At 62.2% G+C, this 15,253-nt stretch carries 17 protein-coding genes; 3 read left to right on the plus strand and 14 right to left on the minus strand.

The genetic code is table 11. The annotated features are described in order from the left end of the window. Positions 1–19: 19 nt before the first annotated feature. On the plus strand, positions 20–982 hold the full coding sequence (sigJ, locus tag FYB76_RS16195) for an RNA polymerase sigma factor SigJ (RefSeq protein ID WP_154134290.1): 963 nt from the start codon (positions 20–22) through the stop codon (positions 980–982). 123 nt (positions 983–1,105) lie between these two features. Then, positions 1,106–1,567 (plus strand): carboxymuconolactone decarboxylase family protein, encoded by a 462-nt coding sequence (locus FYB76_RS16200; protein WP_039789618.1) that lies wholly within the window; start codon positions 1,106–1,108, stop codon positions 1,565–1,567. A 168-nt stretch (positions 1,568–1,735) separates the two neighbouring features. Here the strand turns inward: FYB76_RS16200 and FYB76_RS16205 are convergent, their stop codons facing one another. The 3 genes from FYB76_RS16205 to FYB76_RS16215 form a co-directional block, all read right to left on the minus strand. Then, positions 1,736–2,947, minus strand: a complete 1,212-nt coding sequence (locus FYB76_RS16205; protein ID WP_088757378.1) for an ABC transporter substrate-binding protein — start codon at positions 2,945–2,947, stop codon at positions 1,736–1,738. 118 nt (positions 2,948–3,065) lie between these two features. Next, positions 3,066–4,655: an aldehyde dehydrogenase (NADP(+)) gene (locus tag FYB76_RS16210; RefSeq protein WP_088757379.1), complete on the minus strand. Its 1,590-nt coding sequence runs from the start codon at positions 4,653–4,655 to the stop codon at positions 3,066–3,068. A 140-nt stretch (positions 4,656–4,795) separates the two neighbouring features. Next, positions 4,796–5,935, minus strand: a complete 1,140-nt coding sequence (locus FYB76_RS16215) for an iron-containing alcohol dehydrogenase (RefSeq protein WP_154134291.1) — start codon at positions 5,933–5,935, stop codon at positions 4,796–4,798. A gap of 204 nt (positions 5,936–6,139) precedes the next feature. Here FYB76_RS16215 and FYB76_RS16220 point away from each other — a divergent pair, with 204 nt between their 5' ends. Further along, a complete protein-coding gene (locus FYB76_RS16220) occupies positions 6,140–7,084 on the plus strand; it encodes a LysR family transcriptional regulator (protein WP_088757381.1) in 945 nt (314 codons plus the stop codon). A 61-nt stretch (positions 7,085–7,145) separates the two neighbouring features. Here FYB76_RS16220 and FYB76_RS16225 read toward each other — a convergent pair whose 3' ends face one another. The 11 genes from FYB76_RS16225 to secY all read right to left on the minus strand — a co-directional run bounded on the left by FYB76_RS16225 (position 7,146) and on the right by secY (position 15,237). Beyond that, positions 7,146–7,784 (minus strand): peroxiredoxin, encoded by a 639-nt coding sequence (locus tag FYB76_RS16225; protein WP_006464905.1) that lies wholly within the window; start codon positions 7,782–7,784, stop codon positions 7,146–7,148. A gap of 110 nt (positions 7,785–7,894) precedes the next feature. Next, positions 7,895–9,685 (minus strand): protein-disulfide reductase DsbD, encoded by a 1,791-nt coding sequence (dsbD, locus tag FYB76_RS16230; RefSeq protein WP_154134292.1) that lies wholly within the window; start codon positions 9,683–9,685, stop codon positions 7,895–7,897. A gap of 34 nt (positions 9,686–9,719) precedes the next feature. Continuing rightward, complete coding sequence (gene cutA, locus FYB76_RS16235) at positions 9,720–10,067, minus strand: divalent-cation tolerance protein CutA (protein ID WP_154134293.1); 348 nt, start codon at positions 10,065–10,067, stop codon at positions 9,720–9,722. A gap of 149 nt (positions 10,068–10,216) precedes the next feature. After that, positions 10,217–10,612 (minus strand): 50S ribosomal protein L17, encoded by a 396-nt coding sequence (gene rplQ, locus FYB76_RS16240; RefSeq protein ID WP_154134294.1) that lies wholly within the window; start codon positions 10,610–10,612, stop codon positions 10,217–10,219. Between the two features lie 187 nt (positions 10,613–10,799). Then, complete coding sequence (gene rpoA, locus FYB76_RS16245; RefSeq protein WP_006464909.1) at positions 10,800–11,777, minus strand: DNA-directed RNA polymerase subunit alpha; 978 nt, start codon at positions 11,775–11,777, stop codon at positions 10,800–10,802. A 106-nt stretch (positions 11,778–11,883) separates the two neighbouring features. After that, positions 11,884–12,507, minus strand: coding sequence for a 30S ribosomal protein S4 (gene rpsD, locus FYB76_RS16250; RefSeq protein WP_017453027.1), 624 nt, complete (start codon positions 12,505–12,507; stop codon positions 11,884–11,886). A 162-nt stretch (positions 12,508–12,669) separates the two neighbouring features. After that, positions 12,670–13,074, minus strand: a complete 405-nt coding sequence (gene rpsK, locus FYB76_RS16255; protein ID WP_006464911.1) for a 30S ribosomal protein S11 — start codon at positions 13,072–13,074, stop codon at positions 12,670–12,672. 42 nt (positions 13,075–13,116) lie between these two features. Continuing rightward, positions 13,117–13,482: a 30S ribosomal protein S13 gene (gene rpsM, locus FYB76_RS16260; RefSeq protein ID WP_006464912.1), complete on the minus strand. Its 366-nt coding sequence runs from the start codon at positions 13,480–13,482 to the stop codon at positions 13,117–13,119. Between the two features lie 28 nt (positions 13,483–13,510). Continuing rightward, positions 13,511–13,624 carry a 50S ribosomal protein L36 gene (gene rpmJ / locus FYB76_RS16265; RefSeq protein WP_013232189.1) on the minus strand — a complete coding sequence of 38 codons (114 nt, stop codon included), beginning with the start codon at positions 13,622–13,624 and terminating at the stop codon, positions 13,511–13,513. A gap of 30 nt (positions 13,625–13,654) precedes the next feature. Further along, on the minus strand, positions 13,655–13,873 hold the full coding sequence (infA, locus tag FYB76_RS16270) for a translation initiation factor IF-1 (protein ID WP_005663428.1): 219 nt from the start codon (positions 13,871–13,873) through the stop codon (positions 13,655–13,657). Between the two features lie 32 nt (positions 13,874–13,905). Continuing rightward, entirely contained in the window at positions 13,906–15,237 is a 1,332-nt protein-coding gene (secY, locus tag FYB76_RS16275) for a preprotein translocase subunit SecY (protein ID WP_013232188.1), read from the minus strand. Positions 15,238–15,253 lie beyond the last annotated feature (16 nt).

Here is a 15,253-nt window from a genome sequence, read left to right on the forward strand (position 1 = left end):
GCCACCCCAGGCCCGGCCGATGAGCGACGACCCCGTACTCGCCCAGTTCACCCAGCTGCGGCCGCGCCTGTTCGGCGTGGCCTATCGCATGCTGGCCTCGCGCAGCGAAGCCGACGACGTCCTGCAGGACGCCTGGCTGCGCTGGCACGCCCAGGACAAGTCGGTGCTCGACTCGGCCGAAGCCTGGCTGGTCACGGTAGTCACACGCCTGAGCATCGACCGCCTGCGCCAGCTGCAGCAGGAACGCCAGCACTACGTCGGCCACTGGCTGCCGGAACCGCTGGTGGGACTGGCCGACCCGGCGCCGGAGATCGACCTGTTCGGGGCGGCCCGCCTGGCCCCCTCGCCGGAAGCCCTGCTGGAACAGCAAAGTGACGTTTCCTTCGCCTACCTCCTGCTGCTGGAGCGCCTCAAGCCCGAAGAACGCGCGGCTTTCCTGCTACGTGAAGTATTTGACAACGACTATCCCGACATCGCCGCCATCCTGCAGAAGTCCGAAGCCAGTTGCCGCCAGCTGGTGCACCGCGCCCGTGAGCGGCTGGCGCGGCTGGAGCCCGATGGCATCGCGCGCCCCTCGGTTCGCTCCGCTTCCAGCCCGGTCACACGCGAAACCCACGCCCTGCTGCTGGAGAAATTCATGCAGGCCGTGCAGAGCGGCCAGCGCGAGGCCATGCTGGGCCTGCTGGCCGAGGATGCGCGCCTGATCGGAGACGGTGGCGGCAAGGTGGCCTCGTTCCCGCACCCGCTGGCCGGTGGCGAGCGCATCTCCTGGCTGTACTACGCCAACGTGCGGCGCTTTGCGCAGCGTATCGTCTATCGCGCGGCCTGGATCAACGGCAGCCCGGGCTTGCTGCGCTACGTCGATGGCGCGCTGGAATCGGCCCAGGTGCTGGAATCGGATGGCCTGCGCATCCACGCCATCTATGTGGTGCGCAACCCCGACAAGCTGGCCGCCATCGCGCAGCAAAACGCGGCGCCCTGAGATTTTTCAAATTTCTTCATTTATTTTTCACCGGACCTGTCACAAGGGGCGAGCCCACTCCGTCTAGAAGGGGAACAGCGGCGATTGGCGCCGTTGTCACCTTATCCCCGATGGAGAATCCTCATGTCCGACTTCAAGCAACGCCTGCCCCACGCCAAGCTCGCCGCCCCGGCCTTCAATGCCCTGCTCAAGGCCAGCGAAGTGGTGCACCAGAGCGGTGTCGACCCCAAGCTGCTGGAACTGGTATTCCTGCGCGTGTCGCAACTCAATGGCTGCGCCTTCTGCACCGACATGCATTCGCATGACCTGCTGCAGAAGGGCGAAGACCAGCAGCGCCTCAATACCCTGGCGGCCTGGCGCGAAATCGCCTTCTTCACCGAAGCCGAACGCGCCGCGCTGAACTGGGCCGAACGCTTCACCCACCTGCACCAGCCCGATGCCGAGAAGGAAGACGCCGCCTTCGCCCTGCTGCAGCAGCACTTCAACGATACCGAGATCGCCAACCTGACCTTTGCGGTGGCCATCATCAATGCCTGGAACCGCCTGGGCGTGGCCATGCGCCCGCAGGCTCCGCGCCGCGCCTGAACGTTCCATCGGCAGATCAGGCAGATCAGGCAGGTGAAAAAAAACGCACCCCGGTCACCCGGGATGCGTTGAACATGGTCCGATCCACATCAGACTTCTTGCTCAAAAACTGGCAGGTGGCGGCATCACGCGCGCCACCCGGATTGATGCTTCATGCCGCCGGTGCGCTCACTTCCACAGTGCGCACTTGGATTCGGCCTTGGTCATGTAGGCTTGCTCGCCGGGGATGGTCTGCACCAGCTTGTAGTAATCCCATGGGCGCTTGGATTCGGAAGGTTTCTTCACTTCCATCAGGTACATGTCGTGCACCATGCGGCCGTCCGGGCGTACCACGCCATTGCTGGTGAAGAAATCCTTGATGCGGTTCTTGCGCAGGTAGTCCATGACCTGGTCGGCATCGGTGCTGCCCACGGCCTTGACCGCCTTCAGGTACTGGCCCACGGCCGACGCGTCACCGGCCTGGAACATGGACGGCATCTTCTTCATCTTCATGAAGTAGCGATTGGCCCAGGCGCGGCTCTCGTCGTTCAGGTCCCAATACCAGCCATCGGTGAGGTACATCCCCTGCGTCATCTGCAAACCCAGCGAATGGGTATCGTTGATGAAGATGAGCAGCCCGGCCAGCTTCATGGTCTTGTTCACGCCGAACTCATTGGCAGCCTTGATGGCATTGATGACGTCGCCCCCGGCCACGGCCAGCCCCAGGATCTGCGCCTTGGAGGACTGCGCCTGCAACAGGAAGGACGAGAAATCGGAAGTCGCCAGCGGAACGCGGGTCGCGCCGACGACATTGCCGCCATTGCTCTTGACGACTTCGCTGGTGTCCTTCTCCAGCGACGTACCGAAGGCATAGTCCGCCGTCAGGAAATACCAGGACTTGCCGCCCTGGCGCGTGATGGCCGCGCCCGTACCGCGTGCCAGGGCCGTGGTGTCATAGGCGTACTGGACGGTGTAGGCATTGCACTCTTCATTGGTCTGGCGGGTGGTGCCGGCGCCGACCGAGATGAAGACCTTCTTCTTCTCGCCCGCCACCTTGCCCATGGCCAGGCTGGCGGCCGAGTTCACACCGCCGACCAGCATGTCCACGCCATCGCGGTCGAACCATTCGCGGGCCTTGTTGGCGGCGATGTCGGCCTTGTTCTGGTGGTCGGCAAAGACCAGTTCCACTTTCTTGCCGTTGATGGTGCCGCCGGCATCGGCAATGGCCATGCGGATGGCTTCGACGCCGCCCTGGCCGTCGAAGTCGGCATAAGTGCCGGACATGTCGGTGATGAAGCCGATCTTGATGGTATCGCCCGCCGCCTGGGCGGTTGGCAGGGTGGCTGCGCCCAGCAGGGCACAGGCGGCCGACAGCGCGGCGCGCCGGATGAAAGCGGTCATGGGGTCTCCTCCTTTGGGGGTCCTGGAATGTGATTCTTGTTGCGACCCCGCAATCGAGTGCGGGGAAGGTCTTGCGGGACCGGCAGTGCATCGCCGGTCCGGTCCTGCGTGGGGACGATCAGCCGACGGTGGCGCGCGTCTGTTCGCCATCGACCAGGCGCATCAGGCCCAGCGGGTTGGCGTTCTGCAGCGCGGCCGGCAGCATGGCGTCCGGATAGTTCTGGTAGCACACCGGGCGCAGGAAGCGCTCGATGGCCAGCGTGCCCACCGAGGTGCCACGCGCGTCGGAGGTAGCCGGATACGGGCCGCCATGGACCATCGCATCGCACACCTCGACGCCGGTCGGGAAGCCGTTCAACAGCAGGCGGCCGGCCTTCTGTTCGAGGATGGCGATGAGGTCCTGGTTGCCTTGCAGGTCACCGATTTCGGCTTGCAGGGTGGCGGTCAGCTGGCCGTTCATCTTGGCGGCGAAGTCCAGCAGCTGTTCACGGCTTTCCAGCTCGACGATGACGGTGGAGGGGCCGAAGACTTCTTCTTCCAGCGGCGCTTCCTTGGAGAACAGCAAGGCGGCATCGGCCTTGAACAAGTGCGGCACGGCCTGGGTGTAGCTGGTGCCGCCGGTGGCGATGACCTTCACGCCCGGCAGCTGGGTCAGGCGCGCCACACCGCCGTTGTAGTGGGTCAGGCCGCCGCTGTTGAGCATGGTGGCCGGGTTGGTGCCACCGAAGGCGGCCGACAGCTTCTCGATGAAGGCGGTCAGTTCCGGCGAACGCACGCCCAGGAGCAGGCCGGGGCTGGTGCACAGCTGGCCCACGCCGACCGTGACGGAGCCCGCCAGGTCCTTGGCGATGGCGTCACCGCGCAGCTTCAGGGCTTCGGACATCAGGATGATGGGGTTGATGCTGGACATCTCGGCAAACACCGGGATCGGCTGCGGACGGGCGGCGGCCATGTCGCACAGGGCGCGGCCACCACGCAGCGAGCCGGTGAAGCCGACGGCCTGGATGCCGGCGCTCTTGACCAGCTGGGCACCGACGCGGTCGCCGTAGATCATGTTGAAGGTACCGGCCGGCATGCCGGTCTTCTTGACGGCGCGCTCGATGGCGTTGGCTACCAGTTCGGAGGTGACCAGGTGGCCGCTGTGGGCCTTGAACACCACCGGGCAGCCGGCGGCCAGCGCGGCAGCAGTATCGCCACCGGCCACCGAGAAGGCCAGCGGGAAGTTGCTGGCACCGAACACGGCCACCGGACCCACGCCGATCTTGTACTGGCGGATGTCCGGGCGCGGCAGCGGCTGGCGTTGCGGCAGGGCGGTATCGATGCGGGCACCGTAGAAGTCGCCACGGCGCAGGACCTTGGCGAACAGGCGCATCTGGCCGCTGGTACGCGCGCGCTCGCCGGCCAGGCGCGGGGTGGCCGGCAGGGCGGTTTCACGGGCCACGGCCGCCAGGAAGTCGTCGCCCAGGGCATCGATCTCGTCGGCGATGGCTTCCAGGAACAGCGCGCGCTGTTGCGCCGGAACGGCGCGGTAGAGCGGATAGGCCTTCTCGGCCGCGTCCACGGCGGCGGCCACTTCGTGCTCGGTGGCAGTCAGGAAAGGGGTTTCAAAGAGGGCGCCGGTGGCCGCGTCCACGCTGTGCAGGGCGACGTCGCCCTGGCCGCTGCGCTGGCCGCCGATGTAGTTGTGTCCTAGGATCTTGTCGCTCACGTTGTGCTCCTGCTGGTGTCGTTGATGCCGCCCGGGGTCGGGTCAGGCAAGAAAGCTGCGCCCGCGCAAGGCGGGAGCAGCTGAGGGGGAAATGCGCAGCAGGCCGAGAGTAGCCTGCCCGCGCTGTTCATTGTCGGCCATCACATGGATTGCTGCAGCATGTTCAGGTAATCCTGTTCCGAGGCTTCGCGCGGATTGGTTTTGTGGCTGTGGTCGGCCAGGGCACCCTTGATGATCTGCGGGAACAGGGATTCGCTCACGCCCAGTTCGCGCAGGCCGGCCGGCAAGCCCAGGCGGCGGCTCATGTCACGGATTGCCGGGCCGATATCGGCACCGCTGGCCAGGCCCATGGCGTGGGCCATGCGCGCCATCTTGTTGTCCTTGACCATGCTGGGCGCGCTTTCGTTGAAGGCGATGATGGCCGGCAGGAAGATCGCGTTCAGGGTGCCGTGATGCAGCTTGGGATTGATGCCGCCCAGCGAGTGCGACAGGCTGTGCACGCAACCGAGTCCCTTCTGGAAGGCCATGGCGCCCTGCATGGAGGCGCTCATCATGTTGAGCCGCGCTTCGCGGTCACCCGGTTCACGGGTGGCGCGCTCGATGTGCGCCCAGGCGCGCCACAGGCCATCCAGCGCGATGCCGTCGGCAGGCGGGTTGAAGGCCGGGGCCATGAAGGTCTCCAGGCAGTGCGCGATGGCATCCATGCCGGTGGCGGCCGTCATCAGCGGCGGCAGGCCCAGGGTCAGTTCGGGGTCGCAGAGGGCCAGCTTGGGCACCAGGTGCGGCGAGATGATGCCGACCTTGCGGCCATCGTCGAGGATCAGGATGGCTCCCCGGCCGACTTCGCTGCCGGTACCGGCAGTGGTCGGGATGGCGATCACCGGGGCGGTCTTGGCCGTGATGTTGGCCAGGCCGCCTTCGATGAGGGCAAAGGATTTCAGCGGGCCTTCGTGGGTGCCGCAGACGGCCACGCCCTTGGCCAGGTCAATGGAGGAACCGCCGCCTACGGCCACAATGCCATCGCAGCCATGCTCGCGGAACAATGCCACGGCGGCGCGCACGGCACCCTCGTTGGGATTGGGCGGGGTCTGGTCGTAGACGACGGTGCCGGCACCTTCCTTCAACTGGCCCAGGACCTTGTCCAGCAGGCCGGCGTTGCGGATGCCCGGGTCGGTCACCAGCAGCGGCTTCTTGATGCCCAGGCGGTCGCATTCCTGCTGCAGCAGCGCCAGTGCGCCGTAGTCGAACTGGACCTGGGTAATGTAGTTGATGAGTGCCATTACATAGCCTTGATTTATAGATGTCTCCACCGGGTCCGCCATCGGCGGGCTTGCTCAGAAACCCTGCAGGAGCCAGCGTTTCCCAATAGGGGACCCGCTTTGGAAAGCCAGACTCTAAGCCATCGAGGGACGCTTGGCTAATGAGAGCTGTTGATATGGGTATAACCAGCGCTCATACTAGCGGCTTCTTTGGGGATCACTTCCATGCACAATACCTTGCCCTCGCTGGCCTCCATCACTTCGCGCCTGCACCTGCGCCAGTTGCGGCTGCTCATTGCGCTGTCCGACCATGGTTCCCTGCTCAAGGCGGCCGAGCAGGTGGCGCTGACCCAGCCGGGCGCCAGCAAGGCCTTGCAGGAGATCGAGAGTACCCTCGGAGCGCAATTGTTCACCCGCACCAATCGCGGGCTGGAAGCGACCGAGCTGGGCCATTGCGTGATCCGCTATGCGCGGCTGATCCAGACCGACCTGACCCACCTGCGTGAAGAAATGTTATCCATCATGCAAGGCCACGGTGGACGGCTGGCCGTGGGCACCATCATGGGCGCGGTGCCGCTGTTGACCGATGCGCTCACGCAATTGCTGGAGGCGCATCCGACGCTGTCGGTGGAAATCGTGGAAGACACCAGCGCCCGCCTGCTGCGCCTGCTGGACCAGGGCCGTCTGGACCTGGCGATCTGCCGCACCAGCATCAGCCAGCGCCCGGACCTGTATGACGCCTTCAACATCCATGAGGAAGAGCTGGCCGTGGTGGCCAGCGTGCAGCATCCGCTGGCAGGAGCATCCAGCCTGCAACTGGCGGACCTGGCCGATTCACGTTGGGTGGTCTATTCGGCCAACATGCCGATGCGACTGACGCTGGAGCGCGAATTCCACAATGCCGACCTGCGCTTCCCGCTGCACCTGATGGAAACCACCTCGGCCTTCACCACCTTGTCGCTGCTGCAGAAGAATCCGCACTTTGTGGCACTGCTGTCAGTGGATGTGGCGCAGTTCTGCACGCGCTTCGGCATGACGCGCATCCTGCCGCTGAAGCTGCATACGCGCAGCGAGCCCTATCAGTTGGTGACACGGCACGGGACGCTCCTGTCGCCGGTGGCGCGGTTGTTCGTGGATGGATTTGCGCGTGCGGTGGCACCGGGCGCCTGAGCAGGGCCCAAACAAAAAGCGCTCCTTGAGGAGCGCTTCATTGATGCGGCGAACGCAGCAATTACTTGTTCGGCTGCGGCGTAATGCGCAGGTACGGACGCGGCGACTTGTAGCCCTTCGGATACTTCTGTTTGATGACTTCCTCATCCTTGACCGACAACGGGATGATGACGTCGTCGCCATCCTTCCAGTTGCCCGGGGTGGCCACGGTGTAGCCGTCGGTCAGTTGCAGCGCATCGATGACGCGCAGCACTTCGTCGAAGTTGCGGCCGGTGCTCATCGGGTAGGTGATGATGAGGCGCACCTTCTTCTTCGGGTCAATCACGAAGAGCGAACGCACGGTCGCCGTTTCAGATTGGTTGGGGTGGATCATGTCGTACAGGCCCGCGACCTTCTTGTCGACGTCGGCCACGATGGGGAAGCCGACCACGGTCTGCTGGGTTTCCTCGATGTCCTTGATCCACTGGTTGTGGGCCTCGGCACCATCCACGGAGAGGGCGATGGCCTTGACGTTGCGCTTGTCGAATTCGGGCTTGAGCTTGGCGGTCAGGCCCAGCTCGGTGGTGCAGACCGGCGTGAAGTCGGCCGGGTGCGAGAACAGCACGACCCAGGAGTCACCCGCCCAGTCGTGGAATTTGATCTTGCCGATCGAGGATTCTTGCTCGAAATCCGGTGCGGTATCGCCCAGGCGCAGTGTCATGGTGGTCTCCTTGGTGGACAGAATGAAAACGGAAGGCTGACTATAACGCGAGGCCAGCCTCAGGCCAACGACTATAAAGTGCTTTTCAAATTACATTGCGACATGTGGAACTACAGATTTTGCAGGGTAGAGATGAACCTGTCGGCATCCTGATAACCGATCACGCGGCGCTGTGCCAGTTCCCGGCCATCCGCATCGAAGAACATGATGCCGGGCGGCCCGAAGAGATTGAAGCGCTTCAGCATGGCGCGGTCGTCGCCATTGTTGGCGGTCACGTCGATCTGCAGCAGCAGCATCTGGCTGAAGCGTTCCTTCACCCGCGGATCGGTAAAGGTGAAGCGTTCCATTTCCTTGCAGGACACGCACCAGTCGGCATAGAAATCCAGCATGACCGGGCGGCGCTCGCCAGCTGAGTTCTCCTTCAGCGCTGCATCCAGCTCGGCACTGGAGCGGATGCGCACGAAGTCGGTGCCATGCGCGGCGGCTGACTGGCCGCGCAGATGCGACAGGGGCGCCAGCGGATCACGCCCGCCGGTGGCCACGCTGACCAGTTGCAGCAAGCCCAGCGTGACTACCACCAGGCCGAGTGCCCGGGACATCCAGCCAGCCGGCCGCGTCCACAGCAGGAAGGCACCATAGCCGATGCCCAGCGCCGCCCAGCCAGCCACCTGCAGCCACGCAGGGATCACCGGCGACACCATCCACAGGGCCGTGCCCAACATCAATACGCCAAAGAAGCGCTTGATCGCATCCATCCAGGCACCGGCGCGCGGCAGCAGGGCGCCGGCCGAGGCGCCGACCAGCAGGAGCGGCACGCTCATGCCCATGGCCATGGCAAAGAGGGCGCTACCACCCAGCACCACGTTGCCGCTCTGGCTGATGTAAATGAGGGCGCCAGCCAGCGGTGCCGCTACGCAGGGACCAACGATCAAGCCCGAGATGGCGCCCATGAGGAACACCCCCACCCATTTGCCACTGCCGCCGCCAGAGGCTGAGGACAATCTGGTCTGCAGCGCAGCAGGAACTTGCAGGGTATAGACGTCGAACATGGACAAGGCCAGCCCGGCCATCAACAAGCCAAACGGAAGCAGCACCCACGGATGCTGCAAATAGGCCGACAAGCCGGCACCCAGCAAGCCAGCCGACACGCCCAAGGCGGTATAGACCACGGCCATGCCGAGCGAATAATCCACTGAGAGCAGGAAGCTGCGGGCGCGCCCAGACCCCGCCGGTGACTGCTGCCCCACGATGATGGAGGACAGGATGGGCAGCATCGGCAACACGCACGGCGTGAAGGAAAGGCCGATACCCAGCAGGAAGAACAGCGTCAGGACCGGCCATAACTTGCCCGCCTGCAGTACTGCGGTGATACCGTCGACGTCACTGCCACCGGACGTGGTCGCCGTACCATCCGCTGCCCCCGGACTGACGCTCTGGCCGATGGCCTGGGCCGACATCGTCAGCTTCAAGGTCATTGGTGGATAGCACAAGCCCTTGTCGGCACAGCCTTGCGATACCGCCGAAACGACAAAATCCTTCACTGCCCCGCTGACCGGAATCTGCGCAGTCACCGACTGATGGTAGGTTTCCACTTCCTTCTGGAAGTTATCGTCATATTTGCGTTTTCCGGGCGGAAACCGGGGTTCCCCGAGCGTGGCCCCTTCGGCGCTGAAGTGGAAGCGGTCGCGGTACATGTAATAGCCATCGGCAATGCGATAGCTCAGCTCCAGCGTCTGGGCATCGATCATGCGCCCGCTGAGCTGGAAGGCCTGCTCAGGGGACAGGTAATCGTCTGCGGCCTTGGCAGCCTTGGCCACCAGCAGGCCGAGCAGCGCCAGGAGCGCCAATACGATCAGCAGGGGATATCTTGTCAGGCGCGTGCGCCGGTTGATGCGGTTCAACGGTGTTCCTCGTTCGAAGGGAGTGCTCTTTACTTCATACGCGCAGGGGACGAGCGGTCTCATCCTGCATCCACGCCAGATAAGCCGGAAGACCCGCCGTGATGGGCAAGGCGATGATTTCGGGCACGTCGTAGGGATGAGCCTCGGCGATTGCCTGCTCAAGTTCCTGGTAGCGGCCCTGGGTGGTCTTGATCAGCAAGGGGATCTCGGCATCGCGCTGGATCTTGCCCTGCCAGCGATAGACCGACTGCACCGGGGCCAGGATGTTGACGCAGGCCGCCAGGCCTTGTTCCACGAGTGTATTGGACAAGCGTTCGGCCAACGCCTGGTCGGGCACATTGGCCAGTACCAGCAGGGGCTGGTTCAACAGGGATGTGGACATAAAAAGGTCTCCTTGCAGAGTCCGTATTCAACCACATCCGGAGGCCAGGCGTGACGGCGCACATCAGCCGGATGAAAGAAAATGCAGCCGCACAAAACAAAAAAGCCAGGCAGAGCCTGGCTTTTCCTGGTGATGCAGCGTCCGGTGAATTATTCAGCGGTCGGTGCGTCAGCAGCGTCGGTGACTTCCGGACGATCGACCAGCTCAACGAAGGCCATCGGTGCGTTGTCGCCTTGGCGGAAGCCCATCTTCAGGATGCGCAGGTAGCCGCCGTTACGGGTAGCGTAGCGCGGGCCCAGTTCGGAGAACAGCTTGCCGACGATTTCGCGGTCGCGCAGGCGGTTGAAAGCCAGGCGCTTGTTGGCCAGGGTGTCGGTCTTGCCCAGGGTCAGGATCGGCTCGACGACGCGGCGCAGTTCCTTGGCCTTCGGCAGGGTGGTCTTGATGGCTTCATGACGCAGCAGCGAAACAGTCATGTTGCGCAGCATGGCCAGGCGGTGGGACGAAGTACGATTCAGTTTGCGGAGACCGTGACGGTGACGCATGGTAATTTCCTTTCAGGTTACAGTTTTGATCCAGTTCTTCTATCGGCAGGCCAGCTGGGCTGACCGGACCGCGGACCGGTAAATATCGGATAAAAGTTCTTTGCTACGGATGTGACGACTACTTCAGGTACAGCCTCAAGCCAGCCTGGCGGTGCGGCTTGCACCGCAGCCCGCCAGATGACGTGAATTACTTTTCCAGACCAGCCGGCGGCCAGTTTTCCAGCTTCATGCCCAGGGTCAGGCCACGCGAAGCCAGGACTTCCTTGATTTCGTTCAACGACTTGCGACCCAGGTTCGGGGTCTTCAGCAGTTCGTTTTCGCTGCGCTGGATCAGGTCGCCAATGTAGTAGATGTTCTCGGCCTTCAGGCAGTTTGCCGAACGGACGGTCAGTTCCAGGTCGTCGACCGGACGCAGCAGGATAGGATCGACCTGCGGTGCGCGCGACGGTGCTTCTGCAGTCGCTTCGGTGCCTTCCAGGGCAGCGAACACGTTGAGTTGATCAACCAGCACGCGAGCCGACTGGCGGATCGCTTCTTCCGGAGTAATGACGCCGTTGGTCTCGATGTTCATGACCAGCTTGTCCAGGTCGGTACGCTGTTCCACACGCGCGGATTCGACCGCGTAGGACACGCGACGCACCGGCGAGAACGACGCATCCAGGATGATGCGGCCGATGGTCTTGTTGGTGTCTTCGGACAGGCGACGCACGTTGCCCGGCACATAGCCACGGCCCTTTTCGACCTTGATCTGCATGTCCAGCTTGCCGCCACCGGTCAGGTTGGCGATGACGTGATCCGGGTTGATCAGTTCGACGTCGTGCGGCAGATCGATATCGGAAGCCAGGACGGCGCCTTCGCCTTCCTTCTTCAGGGTCAGGGTGACTTCGTCACGGTTGTGCAGCTTGAAGACCACGCCCTTCAGGTTCAGCAGAATGTCGACCACGTCTTCCTGCACACCGTCCAGCGAGGAGTACTCGTGCACGACGCCAGCGATGGTGACTTCGGTGGGAGCGTAACCGCTCATGGTCGACAGCAGGACGCGACGCAGCGCGTTGCCCAGGGTGTGACCGTAACCACGCTCGAACGGCTCCATCACGACCTTTGCGTGACCGGGGGCCAGGGTTTCCACTTCGATGATGCGGGGCTTCAACAAACTGTTTTGCATGAATTGTCCTTTTCAATACCCTCGGCTCGTTACACCGATAAGGCTGATGGCAGTTCGGAAAAATGCCCACCATGAGGTGGGCACAGGGGTACGGCGGTACTACGAATTAACGCGAGTACAGTTCGACGATCAGCGATTCGTTGACGTCGGCAGCGATTTCGCTACGGTCCGGAGCGGACTTGAAGGTGCCTTCCAGCTTCTTCGAATCCACGGAAACCCACTGCGGGAAACCGTTCGATTCGGCCAGCGACAGGGCTTCGGCGATACGCACTTGCTTCTTGGCCTTTTCACGCACGGCAACCACGTCGCCAGCCTTGACGGAGTAGGAAGCGATGTTCACGACTTGACCGTTCACGGTCAGGGCCTTGTGGGACACCAGCTGACGCGCTTCAGCGCGGGTCGAGCCGAAGCCCATGCGGTAGACGACGTTGTCCAGGCGCGATTCCAGCAGCTTCAGCAGGGTTTCGCCGGTGTTGCCCTTGCGGCGGTCGGCTTCAGCGAAGTAGCGGCGGAACTGACGCTCGAGGACGCCGTACATGCGCTTGACCTTCTGCTTTTCACGCAGCTGGTTGCCGTAGTCGGAGGTGCGGGCGCCCGAAGTGCGACCGTGTTGACCCGGCTTGGAATCCAGCTTGCACTTGGAATCCAGCGAGCGGCGTGCGCTCTTCAGGAACAGGTCGGTGCCTTCGCGGCGGGAGAGTTTTGCTTTCGGTCCGATATAACGTGCCACGGTATTTCCTTTATCAATGACGTCCCATGTTGCCGGACGCTAGTCTGACCTGCATGCGGCCAGACAGTGGTCTTAAGAACAAAACCCGCCAAGGGGATTGGCGGGTGATTTGCCTGCGCTTTTGCCTGACTGACAGGCGAAAGCGCAAGATTATACTACAACTTAGATGCGACGGCGCTTCGGCGGACGGCAGCCGTTGTGCGGGACCGGGGTCACGTCCTGGATCTGGGTGATCTTGATGCCCAGGTTGTTCAGAGCGCGCACTGCGGATTCACGGCCCGGGCCGGGGCCCTTGATACGCACTTCCAGGTTCTTGATGCCGCATTCGATGGCAACCTTGCCGGCGCTTTCAGCGGCGACCTGGGCTGCGAACGGAGTCGACTTGCGCGAACCCTTGAAGCCAGCACCACCCGAAGTTGCCCACGACAGAGCGTTGCCCTGACGGTCGGTGATCGTGATGATGGTGTTGTTGAACGAAGCGTGAACGTGCGCGATGCCTTCAGCAACGTTCTTCTTGACTTTCTTACGAACACGCGATGCTGCTGCGTTGTTGGGGGACTTTGCCATAATTTCTTCCTTGAATCCGACCAGTGCTTGCGCCTGCCGGGATTATTTCTTCAGCGATTGAGCGGCCTTGCGCGGACCCTTGCGAGTACGGGCGTTGGTGCGGGTACGTTGACCACGAACCGGCAGGCCACGACGGTGACGCAGGCCGCGGTAGCAACCCAGGTCCATCAAACGCTTGATGTTCATGGACAACTCACGGCGCAGATCGCCTTCCACGACGAACTTGGCGATTTCGTCACGCAGCTTTTCCAGCTCGTTATCGTCCAGGTCCTTGACCTTCTTGTTGGTCGGAACGCCGGTAGCAGCGCAAATGTCTTGTGCGCGCGGACGGCCAATACCATAGATGGCGGTCAGGCCGATTACGGTGTGCTGATGGTTGGGGATGTTGACCCCTGCAATACGTGCCATTCGTTATTCCTCGATCAATAACGTTAAGTTAACCCTGGCGCTGCTTATGGCGAGGTTCGGTGCAGATCACACGAACGATACCATTGCGCTTGATGATTTTGCAGTTGCGGCAGATCCGCTTGACTGATGCGAGCACTTTCATTGTGGCCCTCTTTCTTTCAATGTTTCACTGTTACTTGGTTCGGAACACGATACGTGCCCGGCTCAAATCGTAAGGCGTCAGTTCCACCGTTACCTTATCGCCGGGCAGGATACGGATGTAATTCATGCGCATCTTGCCGGAAATATGGCCGAGTACAACGTGACCGTTTTCCAACTTAACCCTGAATGTCGCGTTGGGCAGATTTTCAAGAATCTCGCCCTGCATCTGAATAACGTCGTCTTTTGCCATTCCGTGTCTTCTTCCTTGGAGCATGAGCCCGCTTATCGCGGTGTCATGCCACCCTTGAAATTAGCTTTGCGGAGCAACGATTCATACTGCTGCGACATCACATAGTTCTGCACTTGGGCCATGAAATCCATCGTCACGACCACAATGATCAGCAGCGATGTGCCACCGAAGTAGAACGGCACCTTCCAGCGTGCGATCAGGAACTCTGGCAGCAGGCACACCAAGGTGATGTACACGGCGCCGGCCAGGGTCAGGCGCATCAGGATCTTGTCGATATAACGCGCTGTCTGGTCACCCGGACGGATACCCGGAACAAAAGCACCACTCTTCTTCAGGTTGTCTGCCGTTTCCTTGCTGTTGAACACCAGTGCGGTGTAGAAGAAGCAGAAGAAGACGATAGCCACCGCATACAGCAAGGCATGGATCGGTTCGCCTGGTGCCATCGATGCCGCCAGATCCTTCAGGAAACGAATGAAGGGATTCGACGTATCACCGGAGGTGAACCAGCTGGTGATCGTGGCCGGGAACAGGATGATCGACGATGCAAAGATCGGCGGAATCACGCCAGCCATGTTCAGCTTCAGCGGCAAGTGGCTGCTCTGGCCACCGTAGATCTTGTTGCCGACCTGACGCTTCGCATAGTTCACCAGGATCTTGCGCTGGCCACGTTCGATGAAGACCACCAGGAACGTCACCAGAGCCACGATCACGCAGATCAGGATTGCCGACAGGGCGTTCATCGAACCAGTACGAACCAGCTCGAACAAGCCACCCAGAGCATTCGGCAGACCTGCCGCAATACCGGCGAAGATGATGATCGAGATGCCATTGCCCAGACCACGTTCAGTGATCTGTTCACCCAGCCACATCAGGAACATCGTACCGGTAATCAAGGTCACCACCGTGGTCAGACGGAAGGCCAGACCCGGATCCAGCACCAGGCCGGCTTGCGATTCCAGCGCCACCGCAATGCCCAGCGCCTGGAAGGTCGCCAGCACCAGGGTGCCGTAACGGGTGTACTGCGTGATCTTGCGACGACCGGCTTCACCCTCTTTCTTCAATGCTTCCAGCTGCGGCGAAACCACCGACAGCAGCTGCATGATGATCGATGCCGAGATATACGGCATGATCCCCAGTGCGAAGATCGTGAAGCGCGACAGGGCACCACCGGAGAACATGTTGAACATGCCCAGAATGCCGCCCTGGTTCTGCTTGAACAGCTGCGCCAACTGCGTCGGATCAATACCCGGAACCGGGATATGTGCACCGATGCGATAAACGATCAACGCCCCCAGCAGGAACCACAAACGACCCCAGGGGAATCCTTTTGCGGCACCTTTTGCTAATTGAGGAGTAGTTGCCAATTAATGCTCCGGGACC

The organism is Herbaspirillum sp. CAH-3 (genome assembly GCF_009668275.1).
Lineage (GTDB): Bacteria > Pseudomonadota > Gammaproteobacteria > Burkholderiales > Burkholderiaceae_D > Herbaspirillum > Herbaspirillum aquaticum.